Here is a 16867-nt window from a genome sequence, read left to right as displayed (position 1 = left end):
TGACAAGGAGAGGCGGTCAGCGGTGCACCCACCGAAGCACGAAACCTTTGACCTGGTCGGATACACCAATACCGACCCGAAAGGGGTGGTGCGCGCGGTCGACGTCTATACCGTGCAGCCGTGGGGCCTCTACCTGGCCCGGCCCACCCCGGGCCGGGCCCAGTTCCACTACCTGGAGTCCTGGCTGCTGCCGGAGCTGGGGCTGCGTGCGACGGTCTTCCACTTCAACCCGGGCCACGAGCGTGACCAGGACTTCTACCTCGATGTCGGCGAGTACACGCCCGGACCGGTGCAGTGGCGCTCCCGGGACCACTACCTGGATCTGGTGGTGCGCACCGGGCAGGACGTCGAGCTCACCGACGTCGACGAACTGATGGTCGCGGTGCGCGAGGGCCTACTCAGCCAGGACGACGCCGAGCGGGCGGTGGCCCGGTCTGTCGCCGCCGTCGACGGCCTGGCCAGCCACGGCTACGACCTGCAGCGCTGGCTGGCCTCCCGGGGCATGCCGGTGTCGTGGCCGGTCAGCGATGGTCTTACCGGGTCGCCACCGGGATCATTTAGGTAGTCTCGTCAACATGAACGCCAACCTGCGAATCGGTGTCGCCACCGCGACCACCGCGGCCCTGCTCGGGTGCGGTCAACTGATCCCGGCCACGGCGGCAGCGGCCCCGGAGGAGCTGCACAACGTCACCTACATCGCCCGGGTCGACGCCTGGACGACCGGCAGCGTCGTCACCTTCATGCTCAACGACTATCAGACCGCCAGCGGCGACATCGACAGCTTCGGTGCCCCGTTCGAGGCCAACGCGGTGCTGTCCGATCCCAGCAAGGCGGGCATGGTGATCCGGCTGCGCTGGCCGTCGTCGGCCAACGTGCACTGCGAGATCCACGTGGACGACATCGTCGCGGTGAAGAGCGACCGATTCGTCACCACCTGGAAGGACAGCAGCGACCCGCGCAACGGCGCGATGCTGTGCGGCGCCTTGATCAGCAGCATGGCCTGACCGGCCTCAGGGACGCCAACCGGTGTCGTCGGCCCAAGCCCACGCCCGCCGGTAGGCGGTGTCGAACCAGGGTTCCTTGACGTCGGCGTAGGCCTCGATGCCGCCCTCGACGCCCGCGCGTTCCGCCTCGCGCTTGACCGCCAGATACTCGTTACGCGCCTCGGCGTCCGCGGACAGCCAGGCCGGAAACAGCAGGGCGAACTGCTGATTGGGCCAGCCCGCCACCCGGATGTGCACGTTGGTGGCCCGCCCCGGGTCAGCGGAGGCGTGAAGACGTTTCTGCCACAGCGCCGGATCGTCGCTGTGGTCGAACTCCGCGACGGTGCTGCGGGTGTCGGGTTTGCCGTTGTCGGCGGTGATCGCCTCGATCCGCGGGTAACCGGCGCGCAGCAGGGCTTCGGCGAGTTCGTCGGCCACCGCCAGGGATTCGACCGTGACCTGAACGTCGATGACGTCCTTGGCGTCCAGGCTGGGCACCGCGGTGGACCCGATGTGATCGACCCGGGCCGCCCGGTGCCCGCAGGCGGTGCGCACCCGGGCCAGGATGCGCTGCGCCTGATCCGGCCAGGTCGGATCGGCCGGCATCAGCTGCGCCGGAGACGGCACCGTTTGGCCGGTTCTGAGGTTGTGCGCGAACGGCTTGATGCGCTGCTCCCACAAGTCGAGCGCCTGCTCCGCCAGTTGATCCGGATCGCCCGAGTTGTCCAGCCACACGTCGGCGACGTCGCGCCGTTGCGGCTCGGTGGCCTGCGCGGCGATCCGGGCCCGGGCGTCCTCCTCCGACATCCCGCGGTACTGAAGGAGTCGGGCTACTCGTGTCTCTACGTCGGCGTGCACCACCACCACCAGCGGGAACAGCGGAGCCATCTGCGACTCGACCAGCAGCGGAATGTCCTCGACGATCACCGCCTCGTCACCGGCCGCTTCGATCAGCTCCGCGCGGCGCGCCGCCACCAGCGGGTGCACGATCCCGTTGAGCGTCGCCCGCTTGTCGTCGTCGCTGAAGGCGATCGCGGCCAGCGCCGGACGGTCTAAAGCACCGTCTGGAAGCAGGATGCCCGGCCCGAAGGCCTCGACCAGTTTGGCGAGGCCTTCGGTACCGGGCTCCACGACTTCACGGGAGATGACGTCACCGTCGACGATGACGCCACCCTGGCGGCTGAAGGCAGCCGACACGGTCGACTTACCGGCGCCGATACCGCCGGTCAGACCGATACGCAGCATCTGCGCCCTTTCACCGCGCTTGGGCGCGAGTTAAGCGCTGTTACCGGCGAGCTTCTCCCGCAGCGCGGCGAGCTGCTCGTCGCTGGCCAGCGAACCGCCGGCCGGAGCCTCATCGCGGTGCGAACCGTTGGCACCCGAGCGAGGCTCGGCGTGCTCGGCGGCGGCGAACTTCTCCATCTGCGCGGTGTGCATCTTGTGCCGGCGCTCGGCCTCGGCGTACCGGGCCTCCCACTCGGTGCGCTGCTTGTCGAAACCTTCGATCCACTCGTTGGTCTCGGCGTCGAAGCCCTCGGGGAAGATGTAGTTGCCCTGCTCGTCGTAGCTGTCGGCCATGCCGTACTTGGAGGGGTCGAACTCCTCGGTGTAGTCCTCGTTGGCCTGCTTGAGGCTCAGCGAGATCCGGCGCCGGTCCAGGTCGATGTCGATGACCTTGACCATCGCGTCGTCGCCGACCGCGACCACCTGGTCCGGGACCTCGACGTGCTGCTCGGCCAGCTCGGAGATGTGCACCAGACCCTCGATGCCCTCCTCGACGCGGACGAACGCACCGAACGGCACCAGCTTGGTGACCTTGCCCGGAACGATCTGGCCGATCGCGTGGGTGCGGGCGAAGTGCCGCCACGGGTCTTCCTGGGTGGCCTTGAGCGACAGCGAAACCCGCTCGCGGTCCATGTCGACGTCGAGCACCTCGACGGTGACCTCGTCGCCCACCTGCACCACCTCGGACGGGTGGTCGATGTGCTTCCAGGACAGCTCGGAGACGTGCACCAGGCCGTCCACGCCGCCCAGGTCGACGAAGGCGCCGAAGTTGACGATCGAGGAGACGACACCCTTGCGGACGGCGCCCTTCTGCAGCTGGTTGAGGAACTCGCTGCGCACCTCGGACTGGGTCTGCTCCAGCCAGGCGCGGCGGGACAGCACCACGTTGTTGCGGTTCTTGTCCAGCTCGATGATCTTGGCTTCGATCTCCCGGCCGATGTAGGGCTGCAGGTCGCGGACGCGGCGCATCTCGACCAGCGAGGCGGGCAGGAAGCCGCGCAGCCCGATGTCGAGGATCAGGCCGCCCTTGACGACCTCGATGACGGTGCCCTTGACGGCCTCGTCCTTCTCCTTGAGCTCTTCGATCGTGCCCCAGGCGCGCTCGTACTGGGCGCGCTTCTTGGACAGGATCAGCCGGCCCTCTTTGTCCTCCTTGGTCAGGACCAGGGCCTCGACCTCGTCACCGACGGACACCACCTCGTGCGGGTCGACGTCGTGCTTGATGGACAGCTCGCGGCTGGGAATGACACCTTCGGTCTTGTAACCGATGTCGAGCAGGACCTCGTCCCGGTCAACCTTGACGATCGTCCCCTCGACGATGTCGCCATCGTTGAAGTACTTGATCGTTTTGTCGATGGCGGCGAGAAAATCCTCGGCCGAGCCAATGTCGTTGATGGCTACTTGCGGCGAGGTGACGGTGGGACTTGGCATGTGTGGGGTTGCTCCGGACAAGTTGAGGTAGTAGGGACGGGGTGAAGTCACGCATGCCTGGGCATGCGGTGGCCACGATCTCGGTCTAGGACAAGTCGAGGCCTACCTGTCGAGGCTACTCGACGTGTTGCACGCTGGACAAACCGGTGGTCTACGCTGCCTCGCTATGCCCCGGATGCGGAACCGCCGAAAGGTCGGAGCGCCGCTGTTCGTCATCGTCGCGCTCACCATTCTCACCGCGCTGCTGCTCCTGCTGTTCACCGCCGCCAACCCGGCCGGCACGCTGATCGCCTTGGTGCTGGCCAGCCTCTCGATGCTGGTGGTGCTGTTCTGCTACCGGTGGCTGGATCGCTGGGAGCCCGAACCCCGGCGTCTGCTGCAACTGGCCTTCCTGTGGGGAGCGTCGGTCGCGGTGGTGCTGGCGGTGGGCCTGGAGACGTTCGGGTCCTCGGTGGCCACCGTGCGACCGCTGGTGTCGAAGGCCTTCGACATGGCCGCGATCCAGGCGCCGTTCATCGAGGAGGCCGCCAAGGGCCTGTTTCTGCTGATCATGCTGACCGGCCGGCGGCGCCACGAGCTGAACTCGCTGACCGACTGCATGGTGTATGCGGGCATTACGGCGGTGGGATTCGCCTGGATGGAGGACATCGTCTACATCGCGCCCGCCGACTCGCCGGCCAAGATGGCCGCCGTGGCCGTCGCACGGCTGATCTTCGGGCCGTTCGCCCACCCGCTGTTCACCACCATGACGGGCATCGGGGTGTTCTTCGCGCTGCGCCGCCGCAGCTTCGGGTCCAAAGCCGTCGTGATCGTGCTCGGGTATCTGGCGGCGGTGGGCATGCACGCGCTGTGGAATGCCTCACTGGCGACGGCCGGCGGCCAGTTCTTCGTGGTGACCTACCTGACCTGGATGGTTCCGGTGTTCCTGCTGATGGTGCTGCTGGGCATCCTGAGCCGCCGGCACGAGCAGCAGCTGGTCGCCGCCAAGCTGCCGGCGATGGTGGCCGGCGGCCTGATCAGCCCGAACGAGGAGACCTGGCTGGGTTCGATCCGGGCCCGCAAGCAGGCGATCCGCGAGGCCAGACGCATCGGGGGCCGCCCCGCCGCGCAGGCGGTCAAGAGGTTCGCCGCCCAGGTGGTGGAGCTGGCGTTCGTGCGAGACCGCATCGACCGGGGCTTCGGCGACCCGGAGGTGTTCGCGATGCAGCACGAGGACGCCTACGGGGTGATGGCCGCCCGGGCCGCGGCGCCCGTGCTCTACACGATGGCGGGATACCGCGCGCCGGGGCTGGTACGGCGCTGATCGGTGCCGATCGCGCCGAGTGTGCGCTGTGGTGCGCATCGGCCGGATTTGCGTGCGAAACCGCGCACTCACCGCGACTTGCGCTGGCCGAGGCTAATGCGCGGCGGCGTCCCAACTGCGCCCGTAGCCGACGGCCACCTCCAGCGGCACACTCAGCTCGTAGGCGCTGCCCATTTGAGCGCGCACCAGCGCCTCCAGCGGCTCGCGTTCACCCTCGGCCACTTCGAAGAGCAGCTCGTCGTGCACCTGCAGCAGCATCCGGGAGCGCAGCCCTGAGGCCTTCAAGGCCTGGTCGACGTTGATCATCGCGACCTTGATGATGTCGGCCGCACTGCCTTGGATCGGGGCGTTGAGCGCCGCGCGTTCGGCGGACTCGCGGACCTGGCGGTTGCTGCTGTCCAGTTCCGGCAGGTAGCGCCGCCGGCCCAGCACCGTCGAGGTGTAACCGTCCTTGCGGGCCTGCTCGACGACCTGATGCAGGTAGTCCCGCACCCCGCCGAACCGGTCGAAGTAGGCGTCCATCTGCTCTTTGGCCTCTTCGGTGGAGATCTTGAGCTGCTGGGCCAGCCCGTAGGCGCTCAGCCCGTAGGCCAGGCCGTAGGACATCGCCTTGACACGGCGCCGCATATCCGGGGTCACCTCGTCGATCGGCACGCCGAACGCCCGTGACCCGACGAACGAGTGCAGGTCCTCGCCGGTGTTGAACGCCTCGATCAGACCCGCATCACCGGAGAGGTGCGCCATGATGCGCATCTCGATCTGGCTGTAGTCGACCGTCATCAGCTCGGCATAGCCCGCGCCGACGACGAAGGCATCGCGGATCTGCCGGCCGGCGTCGGTGCGGATCGGAATGTTCTGCAGGTTGGGGTCGGTAGACGACAGCCGGCCGGTCGCCGCGATGGTCTGGTTCAGCGTGGTGTGGATACGGCCATCGGAGGCAACCGATTTGAGCAGGCCGTCGACGGTCACCTTGAGCCGGGTGACGTCGCGGTGAGTCAGCAGGTGCTCCAGGAACGGGTGGCCGGTCTTGTCGAACAGCGACTGCAGCGCGTCGGCGTCGGTGGTGTAGCCGGTCTTGGTCTTCTTGGTCTTGGGCATGCCCAGCTCGTCGAAGAGCACCACCTGCAGCTGCTTGGGCGATCCGAGGTTGATCTGCTTGCCGATCACCGCGTAGGCGGCTTCGGCGGCGTCGCGGATCTCGTCGCCGAACCGGCTCTGCAGCTCGGTGAGCCGGTCCAGGTCGACGGCGATCCCGGCCGTCTCCAGCTCGGCGAGCACCCGCTGCAGCGGCAACTCGATGTCAGCGAGCAGTGCGGCCGAGTCGATGCGGGCCAGCTCGGCGTCCAGCGCGTCGGCCAGATCGGTGACTGCGCGGGCCCGCAGCAGCGCGGTCGCCACCGCCTGATCGTCGATGCCCTCGGCGTCGTCGAGCAGCGAGAGTTGTTGCTGCTCATCGGATTCGGCGCGCAGTTCCCGGCGCAGGTAGCGCACCGACAGGTCATCGAGGCTGAAACTGCGCTGCCCGGGCCGGACCAGGTAGGCGGCCAGCGCGGTGTCGCAGGTGACGCCGTCGAGGGTCCAGCCGCGCCCGGCGAGGTCGTGCAGGGCCAGCTTGGCCTCGTGCAGCGCTTTGGGCCGGTCCGGGTCGGCCAACCAGGCGGCCAGCGCGGCGTCGTCCTCGGCGGTCAGGGTCGCGGTGTCGAGGTAGCCGCCGTCACCGTCGCCGGCGGCGATCGCCAGCGCGGTGGTGTCGCTGTCGTAACTGCGATGGCTGCCGATGACGGCCAGCCCGGCGCGCCGTCCGTCGGCGCAGTGTTCGGCCAGCCAGGCCGCGACGGTGCCGGGTTCCAGTGCGCCGCCGCGCACCTCGAAGCCCTCGTCGACCTCGGGCTCTGCGGTCGACAGCGTCTCGAAGAGCCGGTCGCGCAGCACCCGGAATTCGAGGTCGTCGAAGAGTTGGTGAATCTGCTCGCGGTTCCACGGCAGCAGCCGCAGTGTGTCCGGGGTCTGGGCCAACGGCACGTTGCGCACCAGGTCGGTGAGTTCGCGGTTGAGGATCACCGCGGAAAGGTTGGCGCGCAACGCATCCCCGACCTTGCCTTTGACGGTGTCGACCTGATCGACCAGTCCCTGCAGGGAGCCGTACTCGACGATCCACTTCGATGCGGTCTTCTCCCCGACGCCCGGGATGCCGGGCAGGTTGTCGCTGGGGTCGCCACGCAGCGCCGCGAAGTCCGGGTACTGGGCCGGGGTCAGGCCGTACTTCTCCACCACCGCCTCGGGGGTGAACCGGGTCAGGTCGCTGACGCCTTTGCGGGGGTAGAGCACGGTCACGTTGTCGTTGACCAATTGCAGTGCGTCGCGGTCCCCGGTGACCACCAGAACCCGGTAGCCGTCGGCGTCGGCCTGGGTGGCCAGCGTGGCGATCAGGTCGTCGGCCTCGTAACCGGGTTCCGACAGCGTGGTGATGCCCAGCGCGTTGAGGACTTCCTTGGTGATGTCGATCTGGCCGCGAAACTCGTCCGGGGTGCTCGATCGGGTCGCCTTGTACTCCGGGAAACGCTCGGAGCGGAAGGTCTGCCGGGACACGTCGAACGCGGCGGCGACGTGGGTGGGAGCCTCGTCGCGCAGCAGGTTGATCAGCATGGCGGTGAACCCGTAGACGGCGTTGGTGGTCAGGCCGCTACGAGTCTTGAAGTTCTCCGCGGGCAGGGCGTAGAACGCCCGGTAGGCCAGCGAGTTTCCGTCCAGCAGCAGCAACGTCGGTTTGGTCTGGGTGTCTTGCGCAGCGTCGGTCGGGGCGGTCTTGGCTGAGCTCACGGAGACAACTCTATGCACGACGCGACGCTGTCGGGCGGGACGGTCTGCAGCGACGGTGGGACGGTAGTGGCGTGAAGGAACGATCATGCGCGCGTCGACGGTTGGCCGCTGGCACGACGACCGTGCTGTGTGCGGTTGCACTCGGACTAGCGGGGGCGGCCAACGCCGAGCCCGGCACCCCCTTCCCCGCAGATCAGGTAGGCATCCTGCCAGTCGCGCTGGCAGACCTCCCGGAACGGGCCGGGCTCAACCCGGAGAACGAACCGAGCGTGGACACCGAACCGATCAACCCCACGTGGTGGCCGAAGGGCGTCCCGCCCGGATCATGGTGCGCCGTCCTCGGCGGCGCCACCGAGACGGTGTTCGATCCAGCGCCGATCTCTTTCCGGCGGGTCCGCTACACCGGGTGGAGTAACGCGATGCTGAAACAGGAGATCGGCGTCTACCCCCAACCGGCGCCCGCGGCCAAGGTGACGCAACGGATCGGCAAACTCCTGACGGACTGCAGGAACTCAGGCAACTCGGTGCTGATCACCGACATCGGCACGCAGTCGCTGACCGATCTGACCGTCACACCGGCGGCTGTGTCATGGCGGGTCACCAACTCCAGCGAGGCACGGCCCGACCTGACCACGCAGAGCCACTATGAACTGCGCAGCGTCGACAACGTCGTCATCGCGGTGATGAACTACCAGATGGGCTCCACAAACATCGCTGCCGGCGTAGCTGAGATCGTGGCCGCCCGAGTCGGCCGCAGCTAGGCCGTAGGGCAGCACCAGGAGATCGGTGTCCAGCACCGCCCCCGCCGGCTGAACTGCAACACGTTTCAGTTTTGCCGGTCTGGTTCGGTACGCTGGGCGGGTGCCAGCAGCCTCTTCACAGCCCGCCATCGATGGGTGGTACGCCACCGATGACGCCGGCCTTCCCCACCTGATCGGCGCCAAGTGTCCGCAGTGCGGCACCTACGTGTTCCCGCCGCGGGAGAACAATTGCCCCAACCCCGCCTGCGACGGCGACGTGCTGGAGTCGGTTGCCCTGTCGCGGCGCGGCACGATCTGGAGCTACACCGAGAACCGGTACCTGCCGCCGGCGCCCTACCCGGCCAGCGACCCGTTCGAGCCGTTCGCGATCGCCGCGGTGGAGCTGGCCGACGAGGGGCTGATCGTGCTGGGCAAGGTGGTCGAGGGCACGCTGGCCGCGGATCTGAAGGTCGGCATGGAGATGGAGCTGACCACCATGCCGCTCTACACCGACGACGACGGCGTGACGCACACCGTCTACGCGTGGAAGAAGGTGGACTCCAATGCCTGAGCCGTTGTACATCCTGGGTGCCGGCATGCACCCGTGGGGCAAGTGGGGCCGCGACTTCACCGAGTACGGCGTGGTCGCCGCTCGTGCCGCGCTGGCCGAGGCCGGCCTGGACTGGCGCCAGATCCAGCTGGTGGCCGGCGCGGACACCATCCGCAACGGCTACCCCGGCTTCATCGCGGGATCCACGTTCGCCCAGAAGCTGGGCTGGAACGGGGTGCCGGTGTCCTCGTCGTATGCCGCCTGCGCGTCCGGTTCGCAGGCGCTGCAGAGCGCGCGCGCCCAGATTCTGGCCGGGTTCTGCGACGTCGCGCTGGTGATCGGCGCCGACACCACCCCCAAGGGCGCGTTCGCTCCGGTCGGCGGTGAGCGCAAGAACGACCCGGACTGGCAGCGCTTCCACCTGATCGGCGCGATGAACCCGGTGTACTTCGCGCTGCTGGCACGCCGCCGGATGGACCTCTACGGCGCCACCTCCGAGGACTTCGCGGCGGTGAAGGTGAAGAACTCCCGGCACGGGCTGTCCAACCCGAATGCCCGCTACCGCAAGGAATCCGCGGTCGAGGACGTGCTGGCCAGCCCGGTGGTCTCCGACCCGCTGCGCCAGCTCGACATCTGCGCCACCTCCGACGGCGCGGCCGCGCTGATCGTGGCCAGCGCGGAATTCGCAAAAAAGCACCTGGGTTCACTCGAGGGTGTGCCGTCGGTGCGGGCGGTGTCCACCGTCACCCCGCAGTACCCGCAGCACCTTCCCGAATTACCGGACATCGCAACCGATTCCACCGCAGTGGTGGCGGCGCCGGAGCGGGTGTTCAAGGACCAGATCCTCGACGCGGCCTATGCGGAGGCGGGTATCGGCCCCGAAGACGTCAGCCTGGCCGAGGTCTATGACCTGTCCACCGCGTTGGAACTGGACTGGTATGAGCACTTGGGCCTGTGCGCCAAGGGCGAAGGCGAGCAGCTGCTGCGCAGCGGCGCCACCACCATCGGCGGCCGGGTGCCGGTGAACCCGTCCGGCGGGCTGGCCTGCTTCGGGGAGGCGATCCCGGCGCAGGCCATCGCCCAGGTGTGCGAGCTGACCTGGCAGCTGCGTGGCACCGCCACCGGCCGGCAGGTCGAGGGCGCCACGGTGGGCGTGACGGCCAACCAGGGCCTGTTCGGTCACGGCTCGTCGGTGATCGTCGCCCGCTGAGTTGACCTTCTCCCCCGTGAGAGTGCGCGTCTGCACACGACACGCCGCGATGTGCCGTACAACTATGCACGCTCGCGGCACGGGGATCCTGTTGCAGTGAGCAGCACCGAAACCGTCGTCGTCAAGGTCAAGCCGGGCAGCCGCAAGGGCCCGCTGGTGGAGGCCGACGACGACGGTCAGCTGACGGTCTACGTACGCGAACAAGCCGTGGACGGCAAAGCCAACGCGGCGGTGATCCGGGTGCTGGCCGAGCATTTCGGGGTACCGCGCAGTCGGGTCGAACTGGCCTCGGGAGCAGGGGCGCGAATCAAGCGTTTCCGGATCGATCGGTAGTCGGCGCGCCGAGAATCCGCACCGTCCCCTGCGATCCGTCGATCTCGACGAGTGCCCCATCGGGGATCGCCCGGGTGCCGTTGCCGGTCCCGATGACACAAGGGATTCCGAGCTCACGGGCGATGATCGCCGCGTGCGACAGTGTCCCGCCGACGTCGATCGCCATGCCGGCGACCGTCATGAACGTCATCACCCACGAGGGATCGGTGGTATGCGCGATGAGCACCTCATCCGCGCCGAGCACCACCGCCGAGGCGGGTTCGGTCACCACGCGCGCCCGCCCGCGAGCACAACCCGGACTGGCGCCGACCCCGGTGATCATCGACGGCACACCTTCGACGGTGCCGCACGACTGCTCGCCCGGATCACCGGCAAACGACAGCGGTGGTTCCAGGGTGGCGCATTGCGAACGGATACATTGGCGGGCAATGATATCGGCCGACGTCAGGTGCACCTTCGATCGGAGTTCATCCAGGGTGTGCCAGACGGCATCGTCGCCCAGATAGGACACCGCGTGGCGGGCGACATCGAGGTCTTGCAGGAACGCCGCCTTGCCGATCTCCCGGCCGACCAACGCTCGACGGGCCATGGCGATCAGACGCGCGACCGCCCGGCGGCACGGGCGCGGAACCGATGCGCACAACGCCGCCTCGGCCCGGCGTCGTTCATCACGGCGTTCCTCCAGTGCCGCAACGCGATCACGCAAACGGTCACCATCGACCCATGCCTGTGCGGCCTGCAGCACCGGCTCGGGGTCCTGACGCCACGACGCGGAGGCGATCTCTCCCTCGTCGGGACCGTGGAATCCATGCTCAGAAATAAAGTGCTCCAAAGAGATCCGGCCTCCGGCCAGCAGCCACAGATCCCGGGCAAGGTGAGCCTCCGGAAGGTCCCCGTCTCCGGAGAGCAGGTCGATCACCTTGGTTCCGGCGAACCGCTCCACGGCCTGGTACAGGGACTGGCACAAGTAGGTCTGCATGGTGTGAGCGGTCAGTGTTTCGCCGAAACGCGCCGCGGCCCCGGCCAACAACGCTTGGGGGTCCACCGCGGGCTTCGAGACCTCCCGCTGCCATGCCCGTCGCGAGATCGCACTGGCGCGTCCCAGGCGCCGGCCGAGCATGCCCAGGGCGATCGGGGCGCGCGCCGTCATCCGCAACGCGGTCGCGACACGGGCACCCAGCGGCGCTGCGTCGACATCTTCAGCCGCCCCGAGCAGCTGCTCACTGAACGCCTTGGGATCCACGCCGGGGACCTGGGCGACTTGGCTCAACAGCAGATCGACCGACAGCACCGGCCATCCTCGGGCCAGCGTGAGAAGCGGCATCCGCCCGTCCTCGCGTCTCGATATGACGCCGACGCGGATCTGGGATTCGCGTTGTGCCATGGTCAGTCCCGCGCTCCACATCGACCAGGTCAGGGGTGTGGGTACCCCGGGCAGCGCCTCGCCGATGTTCACCCGGGTCCAGCGACTGCCGGGAGGGCGCGGCGGATCGTAGAATTCGGCGGCTCTGGCCCTCGCCTGCAACGCGTCGAATGTGGTGACGGGACGGGCCTGCAGAATCCAGACCTTGCCCTGCCCATCGAGGGCCCATTCGATGTCCTGCGGGCGCCCGTACCTGCGCTCGATCGCCAGCGCATATTGCGAGATCTCACGAATCTGGTTCTCGGACAACGAGAGTTGCATCATATTCCGCTGGCCACGCTTGATCGCCAGGATCTCCAGCGAATGTTTGTCGACGACGACGCGGTCCGGCGTCACCGTCCCGGCGACAACGGCCTGCCCCTGCCCTTGTGCGGATTCCAGGACCAGTCGGTCACGACAGCCGGTCAGGGGATCAACGGTGAAGGCGACACCGGCGCAAGATGCGCAAACCTGACGCTGGACAACCACACCCATCCCGGACTCTGCAGATCCCAGGCCTTGGGTTCGACCGTATTGACGGGCCCGTGGCGATGACGCAGAAGTCCAGCAGTCGCGGACGGCGTCGAGCAGTTGTTCTGCCCCTGTGACATTGAGTGCTGTCTCATAGATTCCGGCGTGCGAAGAGGTGGCTCCATCCTCGGTCAACGCTGATGAACGCACGGCTACGGCAACGTCCGGACCCAGGGCCCGATAGCTCGCCACGATCGCATCACGGACCTCGCCCGAGGGTGTCGCGGGCGGGCCTGCGGCGACGGCGTCCCGGTAGGCCGCGACGCCGATGACGAATCCGTCGGGGACCGAAAGTCCGGCTGCCAGCAACTCGCCCAGATTGGCGCCCTTGCCGCCGCTGAAGCCGGCGTCGGCGGCACGGATATCAGCCAGGGCCTTGATGATCGGCGTACTCATCTGTCCGGCGTTACCGCGAGGTCCAAGCGTGGCGTCCTCCGATCTTCGCGTCCGTCGGATCACGCTAACGCGACGCCTTCCGGTTCGGAAGCGGTATCACCGAAGCGGGGTGAGGACGGGCCCAATCCTGAGAAATCCATTGCCGGTGCGTTCGCCCGCTGGGTGACCTGGACATTTTTTTACAACATGCATTCATATTTTTGAACGGCCGTCAGCGCCGGAGACGCTGCTCAGCCCGGAGATCTGCGCTTTCGTTCGACCATTGTGCCTCCGGGTTATCCAGGTTAGATCCGAGATTTGGGCCCCCAGCTCCCCCACGTACACCAGGCACTACGCAGCCCTATATCGCGACGCCCAGGATCGTTTTAGAACAAGTTCTACTTATTTGTATACAAATCAGGTGTATCTCAGTTAGCCTCATCTCGTCCCTCTCCGTGCTGTGCATCACTAACCCGAAGGAGACCCCTTGCACGCCACAGTTCGCCCCTACGCCACCGCCGGTGTGGCACTTGTCGGGGCCAGCCTCATTGCGGCGACGCCGGTGGCCGCGCCATTGCCCACCCTGTCCGATGCCCTGTCCCCCGCGGTGCAATTGACCGGGGCGTGGGAGGACGTCGTCAACGCCGCGTCGGCCAACCTGACCACGCTGCTGAACAACTGGTATTTGGCGCCCGGGGTCGGGATGCAGCAGTTCTGGGCCAACCAGATGGACTACGCCGACCAACTGCTCAACGACCCCGCCGGCAGCACCAACAGCGTCAATGAACAGCTCCAGCTGCACCTGAATGCGGTGATCTCCGGGTGGGCGTTGCAGAACACCACCGACGAAACCCAAGCCACGGTCATCAACCACACCATGGACAGCACCCACGCGCTGATGTTCGGCCAGGTCGCCGGGTATCTGCCCGCCGACGTGGATCCCAACCAGATCCTGCCGATCATCAACATGCTGGGCTCGCCGGCCAGCGCGGTCTTTATGGGCATGATCGGCCCAGCCGTCAGCCCCTGGATCGCGTTGCTGAACAGCATCACCGACGGTGACAGCTTCGGCGACACCCTGACCAACATGTGGGGCGCCATGCTCAACGGCGCCACGTTGAACCTGGATTCGTTGTTGCCGATGATCAACGACGCCGGATTCTTCCCGGCCGGCATGACCATGGACCACCTGGACTTCGCCTTCGGTGGCCTGCTGTCTACGGGAGCGGCCGCTGTGAGCTACCAGGTACTGGGACCCGGCGGTGAGCTCGCCGCCGAGGTACCGGCGGTCGGCGGCTCCTTGTTCCAAAGTGTCGGCTTGGAATTCAGCGGAGTCCCGGTCCTGGGCACCCTGGACCTCAACAGTGCCGGGATCGGCCCGATCGCCGCGTGGCAGGCCTGGGGCCAAACCGTCGGCGCCCTGCTGGGTTCGGGCTGGGATGGCAAGGGCGCGGTCGTGGTGACCCCGCCGCTGGCGGGCGCCGAACTGCCCCTGCTGCCCACCGATCTGGTCGATGACGGCGGCGCCGGCGCAGCATCCGACGCATTCGGTTGGCTGGGCGATCTGTTCGGCCTCTGATCGCCCAAAGCCCTTATCCCCCTCTTTTCTCAGAAAGGTTTCCGTCAAGATGAGTCGTCATCACACCAACCCGCGCCGTCACTTTCGGGCGGTTGGCACTGCCAGTGCGGTGGGCGCATTCCTGGCCTTCGGGATGGCCCCGCTGACCGTGCCGACGCCGGCGCAGGCCGACGAGTTCGATTGGATCGCTGAGCTTTTCGATACTTCGGCATGGCTGGACCCCGGCCCGGCCGAGGTGGGCGCCTTCGACTGGACCGGCATGATCGACCAGTGGGTCTATGACCCGCTGCATGACAGTCTGCAGTCCTGGATCACCAGCGACTTCGGTGAGATGGTCAACGGCTGGATCAACACCGCCGCCGGCCAGTTCCTGATCGGCAACGGCGTCGACGGCACCGCCGAGAACCCGGACGGCGGCAACGGCGGCCTGTGGTTCGGCGATGGCGGTGACGGCTGGGACAGCACCGAAGCCGGGGTCGCAGGCGGCAACGGCGGCAACGCGCCGGGCTGGCTCGGCGACGGCGGCGATGGCGGTGACGGCGGAGCCGGCGCCGACGGCGGCGCCGGCGGAGCCGGCGGCAACTGGATGGGCAACGGCGGCAACGGCGGCAACGGCGGCGCCTCCCTCGACCCGACTATCGCAGGCGGCAACGCCGGTGCTGGCGGCAACGCGTCTGGATGGTTCTTCGGCAACGGCGGCAACGGCGGCAACGGCGGTACCGGCGCCAACGGTGCCGCCGGCACGTGGGCCAACGGCGGCGACGGTAACGGCGGACGCCCCAGTGCCGGGGGCAACGGCGGGGGCGGCGGCCGCAGCAGCTTCATGTTCGGAAACGGCGGCAATGGTGGCGATGGTGGCCGCGGCGGCAACGGCGGGGACGGCGCCAACGGCACCGCCGAGCACGTCAACGGCGGCAACGGCGCAAATGCCCAGGTCGGCCTTAGAGCCGGCACGGGTGGTGCGGCCGGGGCCCGCGGCTCCACCATCTACAGCGACCCGTCCTTCGGACGTGCCGGGCAGTACGGTGCCAACGCAGTCGGCGGCAACGGCGGCAACGGCGGCAACGCCTACCAGGACGCCAACGGCATCTACCTCGGCAACGGCGGCGCTGGCGGCAACGGAGCCAACGCCGGTGGCTACTCGTTCGGGACCGGCATCGGCGCCGACGGCGGCAATGGCGGCAATGGTGGCGCCGGGGCCAACGGCGGCAACGGCGGTAGCGGTGGGTCCGCTGGCCTGTCTTCGGCTGGAGCCAGGGACAGTGGCGCAGTGACCGGCGGCAGAGGCGGCGACGGCGGCGACGGCGGCTTCGCCGGCGCCGGCAAGGGCGGCAACGGCGGCAACGGCGGCTCGGGCCGCGGCGAAGGCGGGGGGCTTGGCGGCGATGGTGGCAACGCCGCCACCGATGACCCTACCGTCCAGACCATTGGTGGCAACGGCGGCACCGGGGGTTCCGGCTTTACCGGTGGCCCTGGCGGCGACGGCGGCAAGGGCGGCACCGGTACCTATGCCGGCGGCAACGGCGGCAACGGCGGTAGCGGCGGCAGTGGCGGCGGCCATGCCGGCGGTAAGGGTGGTGACGGCGGTACCAGCACCGGCTGGCAGCACGACGGCAACACTTACAGCATCGGCGGCAACGGCGGCAACGGCGGCAGTGGCGGCGGCGGCGCCGGCACTGTCGCCGCGGGGACTGGTGGGGCGGGTGGTGCCGGCGGCAACGGCGCCCCGGGACCCGGTGTGGTCAGCGTCGGCGGCAACGGCGGCAACGGCGGCAACGGCGGGGCCAACGTGGGCAGCGCCCTGTCGGGTGGTGGCGCCGGCGGCGACGGTGGGGCAGGCGGGGCCGGCGGCTCCGGCACTGCCTCCGGCGGCAACGGCGGCACCGGCGGCAACGGCGGAGCCGGAGCAACAACAGCCGGCAACGGCGGCAATGGCGGCATCGGGGGTACTAGTGGCGGCGTCGAAACGCCGGCCAACGACCTGGGTATCGGGCCCAGCCACGCCGGCAACGGCGGCAACGGGGGCGCCGGCGGGGCCGGCGGTGGTTACGTCGACGGCGGTTCCCCCTCCACCGATCCGGTCGGCGGCAACGGCGGAACCGGTGGCAACGGCGGCAACGGCGCCGGCGCCGTCAACGGCGGCACCGGCGGCAGCGGTGGTACCGGCGGTGCGGTCGGCGAGACCCCCGGCGGGCCCGGCCAGCCCGGCGGTGCTCCCGTCGGGACGACCGGCGGCACCGGCGGCACCGGCGGTCAGGGCGCGCACCCCGCACCCGCGGAGTAGGCAGACGCCCCAAACGGGAAGGCCCGGCACGCCACCGCGTGC

At 68.5% G+C, this 16867-nt stretch carries 13 protein-coding genes; 9 read left to right on the top strand and 4 right to left on the bottom strand.

The genetic code is table 11. The features are described 5' to 3' along the window. Window positions 1–22: 22 nt before the first annotated feature. Together BST28_RS04765 and BST28_RS04760 are read left to right on the top strand one after the other, a co-directional pair. Window positions 23–565 (top strand): ribonuclease FAU-1 family protein, encoded by a 543-nt coding sequence (locus BST28_RS04765; RefSeq protein WP_019736966.1) that lies wholly within the window; start codon window positions 23–25, stop codon window positions 563–565. A gap of 10 nt (window positions 566–575) precedes the next feature. Next, complete coding sequence (locus BST28_RS04760; protein ID WP_019736965.1) at window positions 576–1004, top strand: hypothetical protein; 429 nt, start codon at window positions 576–578, stop codon at window positions 1002–1004. A 6-nt stretch (window positions 1005–1010) separates the two neighbouring features. On the opposite strand, the gene coaE is transcribed toward BST28_RS04760, so the two are convergent. Then, window positions 1011–2228, bottom strand: a complete 1218-nt coding sequence (gene coaE, locus BST28_RS04755) for a dephospho-CoA kinase (protein ID WP_083080152.1) — start codon at window positions 2226–2228, stop codon at window positions 1011–1013. Window positions 2229–2258: 30 nt separating this feature from the next. Further along, a complete protein-coding gene (rpsA, locus tag BST28_RS04750) occupies window positions 2259–3698 on the bottom strand; it encodes a 30S ribosomal protein S1 (protein WP_019736963.1) in 1440 nt (479 codons plus the stop codon). Between the two features lie 166 nt (window positions 3699–3864). Here rpsA and BST28_RS04745 point away from each other — a divergent pair, with 166 nt between their 5' ends. Beyond that, window positions 3865–5001: a PrsW family intramembrane metalloprotease gene (locus tag BST28_RS04745; protein ID WP_029249182.1), complete on the top strand. Its 1137-nt coding sequence runs from the start codon at window positions 3865–3867 to the stop codon at window positions 4999–5001. Between the two features lie 93 nt (window positions 5002–5094). On the opposite strand, the gene polA is transcribed toward BST28_RS04745, so the two are convergent. Further along, window positions 5095–7821 (bottom strand): DNA polymerase I, encoded by a 2727-nt coding sequence (gene polA, locus BST28_RS04740; protein ID WP_083080151.1) that lies wholly within the window; start codon window positions 7819–7821, stop codon window positions 5095–5097. 71 nt (window positions 7822–7892) lie between these two features. On the opposite strand from polA, the gene BST28_RS04735 reads away from it, so the two are divergent. The 4 genes from BST28_RS04735 to BST28_RS04720 all read left to right on the top strand — a co-directional run bounded on the left by BST28_RS04735 (window position 7893) and on the right by BST28_RS04720 (window position 10654). Beyond that, window positions 7893–8582, top strand: a complete 690-nt coding sequence (locus BST28_RS04735; RefSeq protein WP_165607132.1) for a sensor domain-containing protein — start codon at window positions 7893–7895, stop codon at window positions 8580–8582. 100 nt (window positions 8583–8682) lie between these two features. Beyond that, window positions 8683–9132: a Zn-ribbon domain-containing OB-fold protein gene (locus BST28_RS04730; RefSeq protein WP_019736959.1), complete on the top strand. Its 450-nt coding sequence runs from the start codon at window positions 8683–8685 to the stop codon at window positions 9130–9132. Next, window positions 9125–10321, top strand: coding sequence for a lipid-transfer protein (locus BST28_RS04725; protein ID WP_019736958.1), 1197 nt, complete (start codon window positions 9125–9127; stop codon window positions 10319–10321). Before BST28_RS04730 ends, BST28_RS04725 begins: the two co-directional genes overlap by 8 nt. Window positions 10322–10417: 96 nt before the next feature. Beyond that, complete coding sequence (locus BST28_RS04720) at window positions 10418–10654, top strand: DUF167 domain-containing protein (RefSeq protein WP_019736957.1); 237 nt, start codon at window positions 10418–10420, stop codon at window positions 10652–10654. On the opposite strand, the gene BST28_RS04715 is transcribed toward BST28_RS04720, so the two are convergent. After that, window positions 10629–12896, bottom strand: coding sequence for a PEP/pyruvate-binding domain-containing protein (locus BST28_RS04715; RefSeq protein ID WP_420093424.1), 2268 nt, complete (start codon window positions 12894–12896; stop codon window positions 10629–10631). The two genes, BST28_RS04720 and BST28_RS04715, sit on opposite strands and share 26 nt — an antisense overlap. A gap of 553 nt (window positions 12897–13449) precedes the next feature. Between BST28_RS04715 and gjpA the strand changes: the two genes are divergently transcribed. Both gjpA and BST28_RS25030 read left to right on the top strand, forming a co-directional pair. Then, on the top strand, window positions 13450–14541 hold the full coding sequence (gene gjpA, locus BST28_RS04710; RefSeq protein WP_083080148.1) for an outer membrane porin GjpA: 1092 nt from the start codon (window positions 13450–13452) through the stop codon (window positions 14539–14541). A gap of 49 nt (window positions 14542–14590) precedes the next feature. Next, window positions 14591–16825 carry a PGRS repeat-containing protein gene (locus BST28_RS25030; RefSeq protein ID WP_165758050.1) on the top strand — a complete coding sequence of 745 codons (2235 nt, stop codon included), beginning with the start codon at window positions 14591–14593 and terminating at the stop codon, window positions 16823–16825. Window positions 16826–16867 lie beyond the last annotated feature (42 nt).

It is taken from the genome of Mycolicibacter kumamotonensis (assembly GCF_002086285.1).
GTDB classification, from domain to species: Bacteria; Actinomycetota; Actinomycetes; order Mycobacteriales; family Mycobacteriaceae; genus Mycobacterium; species Mycobacterium kumamotonense.
This window is presented reverse-complemented; position numbering and strand designations above follow the sequence as displayed.